Here is a 12,617-nt window from a genome sequence, read left to right as displayed (position 1 = left end):
GTCAGCAGACGTCCCGTACGGGCGACTTCAGGTGGCGGCCCGGGGGGTCAGCTGGCCCGAGAGCCAGGTCGGCACCCCGCCGAGCAGCTGGAAGAGGCGCCGGGCCTCGGCGCGCAGACGGCCCGCCTCCGGCTCGGTCTCCGTGGTCGCCAGGGCGGTGAGCGCCGGAGCCGTGCCCACCAGGTAGCCCAGCTCCTCGCGGATCCGCAGGGACTCCGCGAAGCCGTGCCGCGCCTCCGCCAACTCCCCCTCGCGCAGAGCGAGTCCGGCGAGGTGCCGCCAGGTGAAGGAGAGCAGGAGCGAGTCGCCCTGGGCGGTCGCCCCCTCGTGCGCCCTGCGGTACGCGGCGCGGGCCGCCTGCGGGGAGTCGCCGAGGTTCTGGGCGACGAGCCCGCGCCGGAAGTCCAGCAGGGGGCGGCCGGCGGCGGAGGGGCCGATCAGCGCCGCCGCCCGGCCCAGCGCCATCCGGGCCTCGTCGGCCCGGTCGCGCACCCCCAACAGCGTGGAGGCGTAGGCGAGATAGCCGCGTTCGCAGGCGGCGGCCCCGCGTTCCTCGTCGGTTCCGGCGACGGCCTCGGCCGCCCGCAGCGCCTCCTCGGCGTCGGCCCAGCCCTTCTCGGTGTAGAGGCAGCGCTCGATGAGCAGCGCGGCCCGTTCGAGTGCGGCCGCCGGTTCGGACGCGTGCGGCGCGAGCAGCGCGGCCGCGTCCGTCCAGCAACCTCGGGAGCGGAGCCGCCATATGGCGGTCTCCACGGGTGTCTCCTTGCCGTAGGCGAGGGACGGATCTTCGCCACCCCTTGATTCGGAACCAGACATGGCGGTATCCGCCACATTGCCCTCCCCGAGCGCGCCATCGAGCTGTTGAGTAGGACGGCATCTCAGCACGGATCGGAGTACCCGGCCAAGGGGTCGGGTGAAAGATTTCACAAGAGTCCGCGGGGGGCGCGGACCTCCGCCCCGGCCCGTTCCGAGCGGGCGCCGGACGGCCGGCCGGCCCGTGATCACGCCGGTGATCAGGCCCGGGGCCCGGTCCGCGGGCCCCACGCCGAAGGGCCCGGCGCGGCCCCGTGCGCCACTCCTCCGGACTCGCCCGAAGGAGTGAATCATCGGGGCCGCGCCGGGCCCTGGCGGATCCGGTCCGGTTCACCCGAACGGCGTCAGCTCATCCGCAGCGCCAGGAAGAAGTCGAGCTTGTCCTCCAGGCGGGAGAGGTCACGGCCGGTGAGCTGCTCGATCCGGCCCACCCGGTAGCGCAGCGTGTTCACGTGCAGGTGGAGGCGGGTCGCACAGCGGGTCCAGGAGCCGTCGCAGTCCAGGAAGGCCTCCAGGGTCGGGATGAGCTCCGCCCGGTGGCGCCGGTCGTAGTCGCGCAGCGGGTCGAGCAGCCGGGCCGTGAAGGCGCGCCGGACGTCGTCCGGGACGAACGGCAGCAGCAGCACGTGCGAGGCCAGCTCGTGGTGCCCGGCGGCGCAGACCCGGCCCGGCCGGGCGGCGGCCACCCGGCGGGCGTGCCGGGCCTCCTCCAGGGCCCCGCGCAGGCCCTCCGCCGACGCTACGGCCGCGCTGACGCCCAGCGTGAGGCGCCCGTCGCCGTCGAGGCCCGAGGAGAGCGGCGCCCGTACGGAGGCGAGCAGCGCGTCCGCGTGGAGGCCGAGGGCGGGGGCCGGGCCCTCGTCCTCGCTCTCCGGCAGCGGGCCCGCGGCCAGCGGGACCAGGGCGATCGCCTCGTCGCCGCTGTGCGCGACCGCGATCCGGTCGGCCGACTCGGCGCCGACGGCCGCCGGGTCGACCAGGATCTCCTCCAGGAGCGACTGGGCGACCGGCCCGCTGTCCACGGGGGCCTGGCCGGCCTCCTGGTCCCACTCCACGCGGGCGACGACCACCTGCCAGTGCGGGGCCGTGCCGAGGCCGGGCAGCAGCACCGGGGCGGCGACCCGCAGACGGGCCGCGATCTCGGCGGGCGCGGCGCCCGTCTGCACCAGCTCCAGGACCTCCTGGGCGAGCCGGCGCCGTACCGTACGGGCCGCGTCGCGCCGATCCCGCTCGACGGCGATCAGCTGGGTGACGCCCTGGAGCAGGTCGAGCCGGGCGGCGGGCCAGTCCCCGGCGTCCGCCTCGACGGCCAGCAGCCAGTCCGACAGGACCGTCTCGCGCACGTCCCGGGAGGCGGGAGCGGCGCCCCGGCCGGTGTTGCGGATCGGGAAGAGGGAGTACGCCGTTCCGGCGATGCTCACCCGGTGCGGGCCGCGCCGGCCGGTGCGGGTGGCGGCCAGGTGCTCACCGGCCAGGGTGGCGGCGCGCCCGGCGTCCAGGGGCTCGCCCGCGCCCGCGATCTGGCGGCCGGTGGGGGAGAGGACCCAGGCCCGCAGGTCCAGGTCGGAGCCGAGGAGGTCGAGGACGACCTCGGGTCCGCCGCCCGCCGGTCCGGAGGTCATGAGCCGCCTGTGGCGGTCGACGACGGCCGCCAGGTCGCCGGCCCGCTCGCCGGAGACCTGTCGAACAACATGCTCGGTGATCGTCGCGAACGCAACGGACTCGTTCACTGCGAACAGCGGCAGCCGGTGGCGCAAACACGCCTCCACGAGATCGTCGGGGATGTCGCCGAGCTCGGCCTCGCCCGCCGCGAGCGCGGCCACCCCGGCCGAGGCCAGGATCCGGACGAAGGGCTCGGCGTCGGCCGGGTCCGTCCGCCAGGCGAGGCCGGTCAGCACCAGCTCGCCGCCGGACAGGTACCGGCTGGGGTCCTTGAGGTCCGTCGTCATGACGCCTCGGACGGTCCGGTCCAGCTCGTCCTCGCCGCCGAGCAGGCGCAGCCCGAGCGCGTCGTTCTCCAGCAGTGCGCGCAGCCGCATCGTGTCGCCGCCGTTCCTTCGTTCGGTGATGGTGGGTGTCGCGTTGTCGACGGTGGCGCGGTGCCACCGTTTCCAGGGGGAAACGGAGAGGTTTCTGTTCTCCATCGTTCGTTCGAATCTACAAGACGACGACGGGCACCAGCCAACTCCTTCATGTTTTCGGTGACTGCACCCCGGGCGACAGTGGCTTGTGTACTAGGCCACACACCGCGTGAACAGCACATGAACACGATGTCGAGGGCCGGCCGTCCCCCCGGACCCACTAGCTCGACCCCCGATCACCAGAATCACTAGAAGAGAGCCACCATGGACTTCCTTCGCCCCGCCAGCTGGGAGGAGGCGCTCGCCGCCAAGGCCGAGCACCCCACGGCCGTGCCCATCGCCGGTGGTACCGACGTCATGGTCGAGATCAACTTCGACCACCGGCGCCCCGAGTACCTCCTGGACCTGAACCGTATCGAGCTGCTGCGCGAGTGGGAGGTCGGCGAGGAGAACGTGCGCCTCGGCGCCTCCGTTCCGTACACGCAGATCATGGAGAACCTCCGCGCGGAGCTCCCGGGTCTGGCGCTGGCCTCGCACACGGTCGCCTCCCCGCAGATCCGCAACCGCGGTGGCGTCGGCGGCAACCTCGGCACCGCGTCGCCCGCCGGTGACGCCCACCCGGCCCTGCTCGCCGCGGGCGCCGAGGTCGAGGTCGAGTCGGTGCGCGGCAACCGCTTCATCCCGATCGACGAGTTCTACACGGGCGTGAAGCGCAACGCGCTCCAGCCCGACGAGCTCATCAAGACCGTCCACATCAAGAAGGCGGACGGCCCCCAGCAGTACTCCAAGGTCGGCACCCGCAACGCGATGGTCATCGCCGTCTGCGCCTTCGGCCTGGCCCTGCACCCGGAGACCCGGACCGTGCGCACCGGCATCGGCTCCGCCGCGCCCACCCCGATCCGCGCCAAGGAGGCCGAGGCCTTCCTGAACGCGGCTCTGGAGGAGGGCGGTTTCTGGGACAACGGCAAGATCATCACCCCCTCGATCGCGAAGCAGTTCGCCGACCTCTGCTCGGCCGCCGCCAACCCGATCGACGACGTCCGCGGCACCGCCAAGTACCGGCGCCACGCCGTCGGCATCATGGCTCGCCGCCAGCTCGGCTGGACCTGGGAGCAGTACCGCGGCGCCGGCCGCACGCTTGAGGGAGCTGCATAACCATGCGCGTCAATTTCACGGTCAACGGTCGTCCGCAGGAAGCCGACGACGTCTGGGAGGGCGAGTCCCTCCTCTACGTTCTGCGTGAGCGCCTGGGTCTGCCCGGCTCCAAGAACGCGTGCGAGCAGGGCGAGTGCGGCTCCTGCACGGTCCGCCTCGACGGCGTGCCGGTGTGTTCGTGTCTGGTCGCCGCCGGTCAGGTCGAGGGCCGCGAGGTCGTCACCGTCGAGGGCCTGGCGGAGTACGCCAAGGAGCGCGAGGCGCACGGCGGTTGCGCGAGCGGTGCCTGCGGCACCTCGGTCGACGCCGCCAGGAAGTGGGAGGCGAAGCCCGCCCAGGACTCGCAGACCGGCGAGGGAGTCGAACTCTCCCCGATCCAGCAGGCGTTCATCGACGCCGGCGCCGTCCAGTGCGGTTTCTGCACCCCCGGTCTGCTCGTCGCGGCCGACGAGATGCTGGAGCGCAACCCGTCCCCGACGGACGCGGACATCCGCGAGGCGCTCTCCGGCAACCTCTGCCGCTGCACCGGTTACGAGAAGATCCTCGACGCGGTCCGCCTCGCGGCCGCGCGCCAGGAGCGTCAGGGAGAGGCGGTCTGACGATGGCTCAGAACACCCGTACGGCTCCGGTGGGCACGCCCACCGACGTCACCCAGAACCACACCCAGGGCGGCGTCGGCGCGTCCACGCTCCGCCCCGACGGCACCCTCAAGGTGACCGGCGAGTTCGCCTACTCCTCGGACATGTGGCACGAGGACATGCTGTGGGGCCAGGTCCTGCGCTCCACCGTCGCGCACGCCGAGATCGTGTCCATCGACACCTCCGAGGCCCTCACGACGGACGGCGTCTACGCCGTCCTGACGCACGAGGACCTGCCGGCCGCCAAGAACTACGGCCTGGAGTTCCGGGACACCCCGGTGCTCGCCTACGGCAAGGTCCGGCACCACGGCGAGCCGGTGGCCCTCGTGGCCGCCGACCACCCGGAGACCGCCCGCCGCGCCGCCGCCAAGATCAAGGTCGAGTACCGGGAGCTCCCGGTCATCACGGACGAGGCCTCGGCCACCGCCCCCGACGCGATCCTGGTCCACGAGAACCGCGACGACCACCACGCGGCCCACGTCCCGCACCCCAACATCGTGCACCGCCAGCCGATCATCCGCGGCAACGCCGCCGAGGCCGCCAAGCGCGCCGACGTGATCGTCAAGGGCGAGTACACCTTCGGCATGCAGGACCAGGCCTTCCTCGGCCCGGAGTCCGGCCTCGCCGTGCCGGCCGAGGACGGCGGCATCGACCTGTACGTCGCCACCCAGTGGCTGCACGCGGACCGCGAGCAGATCGCCCCCTGCCTCGGCCTGCCCCAGGACAAGGTCCGGATGACCATGGCCGGCATCGGCGGCGCCTTCGGCGGCCGCGAGGACATCTCCATGCAGATCCTCGCCTCGCTGCTCGCCCTGCGCACCGGCAAGCCCGTCAAGATGGTCTACAACCGGTACGAGTCCTTCTTCGGGCACGTCCACCGGCACCCGGCGAAGCTCTACTACGAGCACGGCGCCACCAAGGACGGCAAGATCACGCACATGAAGTGCAAGATCGTCCTGGACGGCGGCGCCTACGCCTCGTCCACGGTCTCGGTCGTCGGCAACGCCTCCTCCCTCTCGGTCGGCCCGTACGTCATCGACGACGTCGAGATCGAGGCGATCGGCCTCTACACCAACAACCCGCCCTGCGGCGCCATGCGCGGCTTCGGCGCGGTCCAGGCCTGCTTCGCGTACGAGGCCCAGATGGACAAGCTCGCGGCGAAGCTGGGCATGGACCCGGTCGAGTTCCGCCAGCTCAACGCCATGGAGCAGGGCACGATCATGCCGACCGGCCAGGTCGTGGACTCGCCGGCCCCGGTCGCCGAGCTGCTCCGCCGGGTCAAGGCCCGCCCGATGCCGCCGGAGCGCCAGTGGGAGACCGCCGGCGAGGGCGCGGACGTCCGCGCGCTGCCGGGCGGCCTCTCCAACACCTCGCACGGCGAGGGCGTCGTCCGCGGCGTCGGCTACGCCGTCGGCATCAAGAACGTCGGCTTCTCCGAGGGCTTCGACGACTACTCGACCGCGAAGATCCGCCTGGAGGTCATCAACGGCGAGGCCGTCGCCACGGTCCACACCGCGGCGGCCGAGGTCGGCCAGGGCGGCGTCACGATCCACGCGCAGATCGCCCGCACCGAGCTCGGCGTCCAGCAGGTCACGATCCACCCCGCCGACACCCAGGTGGGCTCGGCCGGTTCGACCTCCGCGGGCCGCCAGACGTACATGACCGGCGGCGCCATCAAGAACTCCTGCGAACTCGTCCGCGAGAAGGTCCTGGAGATCGGCCGGCGCAAGTTCGGCTCGTACCACCCGGCGTGGGCCAATGCCGAACTCCTCCTGGAGGGCGGCAAGGTCGTCACCGACGGCGGCGAGGCCCTCGCCACCATCGCGGACGTCCTGGAGGACCAGGCCGTCGAGGTCGAGGAGGAGTGGCGGCACCGTCCGACCCAGGCCTTCGACCGCGTCACCGGCCAGGGCGACGGCCACGTCCAGTACGCCTTCGCCGCGCACCGCGCGGTCGTGGAGGTGGACACCGAGCTCGGTCTCGTGAAGGTGATCGAGCTGGCCTGCGCCCAGGACGTCGGCAAGGCGGTCAACCCGCTCTCCGTGATCGGCCAGATCCAGGGCGGCACCACCCAGGGCCTGGGCGTCGCGGTGATGGAGGAGATCATCGTCGACCCGAAGACCGCGAAGGTGCGCAACCCCTCCTTCACGGACTACCTGATCCCGACCATCCTCGACACGCCGACCATCCCGGTCGACTACCTCGAGCTGGCCGACCCCAACGCGCCGTACGGCGTCCGGGGCATCGGCGAGGCCCCGACCCTGTCGTCCACCCCGGCCGTCCTCGCGGCGATCCGGGCGGCGACGGGCCTGGAGCTCAACAAGACGCCGGTCCGCCCCGAGGCGCTCACCGGCACCCTGTAGGACTCTCCGGGCGGTGCGTGCCTCCCCGGAACGTCACACTTCCACCGCCCGCACCGCCCGGAGCAACTCCCTCTCGGGAAACCCGCATCACCGCAGTACCTCCGCATCACCGCAGTACCAGCATCACCGCAGTACCCACGCTTCACGGCATCACCCGTTCGTCTCGGGCCGTCCCCCGGGTCGTGCAGCCAACGAAATATCCCAAATCCCGCAGCTTCACCGTCAGAGCTTCGAAGTCTGATGCGGGTGCCCCTTTGAACCTTGGGAGTAGGCCCCATGACCCAGTCGTCTGTGGAGCCCAAGACCGCCTCGGAGGACGCGGGCTCCGGCTCCAACGTCCCCGCCGGCCGTTCTTGGCTCGACCGGTACTTTCACATCTCGGAGAGAGGATCCACCGTCGCGACGGAGATCCGCGGCGGCGTCACCACCTTCATGGCGATGGCGTACATTCTCCTGCTCAACCCGATCCTCCTCGGCGGCCCGGACGTCGACAAGCACGTCCTCGCCTCCTCCGCCGTCATCACGGCGACCGCCTTCGCGGCGGCGGTGACCACCCTGCTGATGGGCTTCGTCGGCAAGGTCCCGCTCGTCCTCGCGGCGGGGCTCAGCGTCTCCGGTGTGCTGGCGACCCAGGTCGTCCCGCAGATGACCTGGCCGCAGGCCATGGGCATGTGTGTCGTCTACGGTGTGGTGATCTGCCTCCTGGTGGTCACCGGTCTCCGTGAGATGATCATGAACGCGATCCCGCTGCCGCTCAAGCACGGCATCACCATCGGCATCGGCCTCTTCATCGCGCTGATCGGCTTCAACAAGGCCGGCTTCGTGGGCGCCGGCCCGCAGTTCGGCCCGCCCATCACCCTCGGCGCCGGCGGCGAGCTCGTCGGCTGGCCGGTCCTGATCTTCGCGGTCACCCTGCTCGCGATCTTCGCGCTCCAGGCCCGCAAGATCCCGGGCGCGATCCTCATCGGCATCGTCGCCGGCACCATCGTCTCCCTGATCGTGAACGCGGTCGCCGACATCCCGGCCAAGGGCCCGGGCGCCTGGGCCAACGGCGCCCCGGAGCTCAAGGGCAGCGCGGTCTCCAGCCCGGACTTCTCGCTCTTCGGCGACGTCTCCTTCGGCGGCTGGGGCGACGTCGGCTTCATCACCGTCGGCGTCATCGTCTTCACCCTCGTCCTCGCCGGCTTCTTCGACGCGATGGCCACCATCATCGGCGTCGGCACCGAGGCCAACCTCGCCGACGACAAGGGCCGGATGCCCGGCCTGTCCAAGGCGCTGTTCATCGACGGCGCGGGCGGCGCGATCGGCGGCGTCTCCGGCGCCTCCGGCCAGACCGTCTTCGTGGAGTCCGCCACCGGCGTCGGCGAGGGAGCCCGCACGGGCTTCTCCTCGGTGATCACCGGCCTGTTCTTCGCGGCCGCCATCTTCTTCACCCCGATCACCCAGATCGTGCCCCGTGAGGTCGGCTCCGCCGCCCTGGTCGTCATCGGCGCGATGATGATGATGAACGCCAAGCACGTGAACTGGGGCGACAGCTCCGTCGCGATCCCGGTCTTCCTGACCGTCGTCCTGATGCCGTTCACCTACAGCATCACCCCGGGTGTCGCGGCCGGCGTCATCGCCTACACCGTCATCAAGGTGGCGCAGGGCAAGGCGCGCGAGGTCGGCGCGTTCATGTGGGCCCTCACCGCGATCTTCATCGTGTTCTTCGCCCTTCACCCGATCGAGGGCTGGCTGGGCGTCAGCTGACGCCCGACCCGCCCTCCGCACACTCCAAAGGAGACCGACATGCTGGACATCGCCGAAGAGCTGCACCGGTGGGTCGAGCAGGGACGCGACTTCGCCGTCGCCACCGTGGTGGCGGTCGGCGGCAGCGCGCCCCGGCAGCCGGGAGCCGCCCTCGCCGTCGACGGCGAGGGCACGGCGATCGGATCGGTCTCCGGCGGATGTGTGGAGGGCGCGGTCTACGACCTGTGCGTCCAGGCCCTGGAGGACGGCGAGACCGTCGTCGAGCGCTTCGGCTACAGCGACGAGGACGCCTTCGCGGTCGGCCTGACCTGCGGCGGCATCATCGACATCCTCGTCACCCCGGTCCGCGGCGGGGTCTTCCCCGCCGCGCTGGCCGCCGCCGTCTCGGGGGAGGCGGCGGCCCTGGCGAGGATCGTGGACGGACCGGCGGACCTGTTGGGGCAGGCCCTGCTGGTCCGTCCCGACGGCTCGTACGAGGGGAAGCTCGGCGGCCACCCCGAGCTGGACCGCACCGCGGCCGCCGAGGCCCTGGCGATGCTCGACGCGGGCCGCACCGGCACCGTGGAGATCGGCGAGGACGGCAGTCGCTGCGGACAGCCGCTGACCCTCCTGGTCGAGTCCTCCGTCCCGGCCCCCCGCATGATCGTCTTCGGCGCCATCGACTTCGCCGCCGCCCTCGTCCGGGTCGGCAAGTTCCTCGGCTACCACGTCACCGTCTGCGACGCGCGGCCCGTCTTCGCGACGCCCGCCCGCTTCCCCGAGGCCGACGAGATCGTCGTCGACTGGCCCCACCGCTACCTGGAGTCGACCGAGGTCGACGGCCGGACCGTCCTGTGCGTCCTCACGCACGACGCCAAGTTCGACGTGCCGCTCCTCCAGGCCGCCCTCAGGCTTCCCGTCGCCTACATCGGCGCGATGGGCTCCCGCCGCACCCACGAGGACCGCAACGAGCGCCTCCGCGGGGTCGGCGTCACCGAACTCGAACTCGCCCGGCTGCGCTCCCCGATCGGCCTCGACCTCGGCGCGCGCACGCCCGAGGAGACCGCCCTCTCGATCGGCGCGGAGATCGTCGCCAACCGCCGGGGCGGCAGCGGCGTCTCCCTCACCGGCGCCCACACCCCGATCCACCACGACGGACCCCACCGTCCGGACGGGCTCATAGGCTCGGTCGCGTAGGGCCGGTCGCGTAGGGTCGGCAGCGCAGGGCGTGTCCTTCGGATCACTCCTGGATCCGTTTCCCGGACGGCGGCCGAGAGCTGGGCTAGATTTCCCGCGTGGACCCGCTGACCGCCGAAGACCCCACGCACGTGGGCCCGTACCGCCTCATCGCCCGTCTGGGGGCGGGCGGGATGGGCCTCGTCTACCTCGGCCGCTCCGACGTCGGCCGCACGGTCGCGGTCAAGGTCGTGCAGCCCGAGTACGCCGCCCAGCCGGAGTTCCGCAAGCGCTTCGCCCGCGAGGTGGCGGCGGCCCGGCGGGTGGGCGGGAACTGGACCGCGGACGTCCTCGACGCGGACACGGACCCCGGGGTCGCCGTGCCCTGGGTGGCCACCCAGTACATCGCAGGGCCGGACCTGACCACCGTCGTCGCACGGGACTTCGGGCCGCTGCCCGAGTATTCGGTCCGCGTCCTCGCCAACCGCCTCGCCCTCGCGCTGCGGGTCGTGCACGAGGCGGGCCTGATCCACCGCGACCTCAAACCGTCCAACGTCCTGGTGACCGTCGACGGGCCCCGCGTCATCGACTTCGGCATCGCCCGCGCGATGGACGGCCTGACCGGGGACAGCCTGCACACCCGCACCGGCATGCTGATCGGTTCGCCCGGCTTCATGTCCCCGGAGCAGGTCCGCGGCCTCGAACTCACCCCCGCCAGCGACGTGTTCTGCCTGGGCGCCGTCCTCGTGTACGCCGCCACCGGCCGCCTCCTCTTCGGCGCCACCGACACCGGCCTGAACGCCCACCTCTTCCGGGTCGCCGAGGAGGAGCCCGACCTCACCGGCGTACCGGAGTCGCTGCTCGGCCTCGTCCGCGCCTGCCTGGAGAAGGACCCGGCCGCGCGGCCCACCCCCGAGCGGATCGCCGCCGCCACCGCCGGGGACGGCGGCGGGGTCTGGCTGCCCGGCGAGGTCCTGGTCCAACTGGGCCGCCACGCGGCCGGGTTGTTGGACTACGTCCCCGCCGCACGGACCGAGGCGCCCGCCGCACGGACCGAGGCGCCCGCCGCACGGGCCGAGGCCCCCGCCGACCGGTCCGTGACGGAGACGGCGCCCCGGGCGCAGGCCCGGCCCCCGGCCCCCGCGCACGTCCGCGCCGCCACGCCCGCCGCGTACACCCCCACGGCTCCGGCCCACCAGGACCCCGCCGTGCCACCGCGCCGCCGGGGCGGCCTCGCGGTGATCGCGCTCGCGCAACTGGCGGTACTGCTCGGGGCGATGCAGGACCCGTTCGGCTTCGGTGGGGAGAGCCCGTTCGGCTTCGACAGGGAGGATCCGCGGTCGTACGCCTTCGCGGTCCCCTTCGCCGCGCTGCTGCTGCTCGGCGGGCACCTCGTCGACCGCTTCGGCGGCCGGCGGACGCTGGTCGTCGGCCTCTCGGGGCTCGCGGCGGCCTGTGTGCTCGGCGGCTCCGCCGGTGAGTTCGCCACCCCGGCGCTGATCGTGGCCCGGGTGCTCCAGGGCGGCTTCGGCGCGCTCGTGACGGCGGCGGCGCCGGCCCTGGTGGCCACCGCCTTCCCGGAGCCGAAGGCGCGGGCCAGGGCCTTCGGCGTGTACGTCACGGTCGGTGTCGGCGGGCCGGCCGTCGAGATCTCGACCGGGCTGCTGGGCCGGGGCCCGCTGTTCGGCGTCATCGCGCTCCTCGCCCTGATCGCCCTGGCGGGGGCCCGCGTCCTGCCGCACGACCGGCCGGACCGCGCCGGCACCCGCTTCGACCTGGCCGGGGTCCTGCTGGGCACCCTCGGGGTCGCCCTGCTCCTGTACGGCTCCGTCAAGGCGGCTCCGGGTTGGGGAACCCCGCTGGTCCTGAGTCTGATCTCGGGAGGCGTGGTGCTGCTCGCGGCCTTCCTGGGGTGGCAGGGGGCCGCGTCGGACCCGCTGCTCCCCCCGTACGTCCTCAAGGACCGCGGCCGACTCGGCGCCCTGCTCACCCTGCTCCTCGCCGGCGCCGGCATCCTCGCCCTGGTGCCGGCGCTGGCCTTCATCCTGATGGACCTCGGCTTCTCCCCCCTCCTGACGGGGCTCGCCATGCTGCCGATGGTCGCCGCGACCGCCGTCGGCGCCGTCCTGGTCGCCCCGCGTCTGCCGGCGCATGGCGCGGCGCCCCGTGCCCTCGTCGTGTCGGGCCTGGTGATCACGCCGCTCGGTGTGGCGCTGACCATCGTCGGCATCGAGGGCGGCGGGGGATACGTGGCGCTGCTCCCGTTCATGATCCTCGCGGGCCTCGGCATGGGCCTGGCCTTCATGCCGCTCTTCGTCACCGTGCTCGACGACCGCCTCGGCCGCCGGCACAAGGGGGCGGGCGCGGCCGCGGCCGTCACGGTCCAGACGGTGGGCGTGGGCTTCGGCACGGCGCTGTACGGCGGTTACGGCGGACCGCCCTGGTGGTCGATCGTCCTCCTGCTGCTCGCCGGGCTGACCGGGGGGCTGATGATGAAGTCCGAGGTCCCCGCCTCCTCCGGCGGTCGCTAGCGGGGAACTTCCGCGCGCGTGACCGGGCCGGGTCGGCGGTCCGGAGCCTCCGCATGCCCGGGGACCGTCGCCGGGGCACCTCGCTCGGTACTTAATGCAAGCCAAAAGAAAAGTCGTGTCGGAGGCCTTGAC

The 12,617-nt window shown here is 72.8% G+C and carries 8 protein-coding genes; 6 read left to right on the top strand and 2 right to left on the bottom strand.

What is annotated here, in order from left to right; all coding sequences use genetic code 11:
• Window positions 1-27 precede the first annotated feature (27 nt).
• The gene (locus tag ACIGW4_RS00130; RefSeq protein ID WP_123456057.1) at window positions 28-831 is read right to left on the bottom strand and encodes a hypothetical protein; all 804 of its coding nucleotides are present in this window, start codon (window positions 829-831) and stop codon (window positions 28-30) included.
• 326 nt (window positions 832-1,157) lie between these two features.
• Window positions 1,158-2,852: a PucR family transcriptional regulator ligand-binding domain-containing protein gene (locus tag ACIGW4_RS00125; protein ID WP_123457555.1), complete on the bottom strand. Its 1,695-nt coding sequence runs from the start codon at window positions 2,850-2,852 to the stop codon at window positions 1,158-1,160.
• A 306-nt stretch (window positions 2,853-3,158) separates the two neighbouring features.
• Here ACIGW4_RS00125 and ACIGW4_RS00120 point away from each other — a divergent pair, with 306 nt between their 5' ends.
• The 6 genes from ACIGW4_RS00120 to ACIGW4_RS00095 all read left to right on the top strand — a co-directional run bounded on the left by ACIGW4_RS00120 (window position 3,159) and on the right by ACIGW4_RS00095 (window position 12,485).
• A complete protein-coding gene (locus ACIGW4_RS00120; protein ID WP_041131867.1) occupies window positions 3,159-4,049 on the top strand; it encodes a xanthine dehydrogenase family protein subunit M in 891 nt (296 codons plus the stop codon).
• Between the two features lie 2 nt (window positions 4,050-4,051).
• On the top strand, window positions 4,052-4,648 hold the full coding sequence (locus ACIGW4_RS00115; RefSeq protein WP_123456058.1) for a (2Fe-2S)-binding protein: 597 nt from the start codon (window positions 4,052-4,054) through the stop codon (window positions 4,646-4,648).
• Between the two features lie 2 nt (window positions 4,649-4,650).
• Window positions 4,651-7,050: a xanthine dehydrogenase family protein molybdopterin-binding subunit gene (locus ACIGW4_RS00110; RefSeq protein ID WP_123456059.1), complete on the top strand. Its 2,400-nt coding sequence runs from the start codon at window positions 4,651-4,653 to the stop codon at window positions 7,048-7,050.
• A gap of 276 nt (window positions 7,051-7,326) precedes the next feature.
• On the top strand, window positions 7,327-8,799 hold the full coding sequence (locus tag ACIGW4_RS00105; protein WP_359590465.1) for an NCS2 family permease: 1,473 nt from the start codon (window positions 7,327-7,329) through the stop codon (window positions 8,797-8,799).
• A gap of 39 nt (window positions 8,800-8,838) precedes the next feature.
• On the top strand, window positions 8,839-9,975 hold the full coding sequence (locus ACIGW4_RS00100; protein WP_359590464.1) for an XdhC/CoxI family protein: 1,137 nt from the start codon (window positions 8,839-8,841) through the stop codon (window positions 9,973-9,975).
• Window positions 9,976-10,073: 98 nt separating this feature from the next.
• On the top strand, window positions 10,074-12,485 hold the full coding sequence (locus tag ACIGW4_RS00095) for an MFS transporter (protein ID WP_399577404.1): 2,412 nt from the start codon (window positions 10,074-10,076) through the stop codon (window positions 12,483-12,485).
• Window positions 12,486-12,617 lie beyond the last annotated feature (132 nt).

Origin of the sequence: Streptomyces sp. NPDC053513, from assembly GCF_044544765.1 — a bacterium.
GTDB lineage: Bacteria > Actinomycetota > Actinomycetes > Streptomycetales > Streptomycetaceae > Streptomyces > Streptomyces litmocidini.
This window is presented reverse-complemented; position numbering and strand designations above follow the sequence as displayed.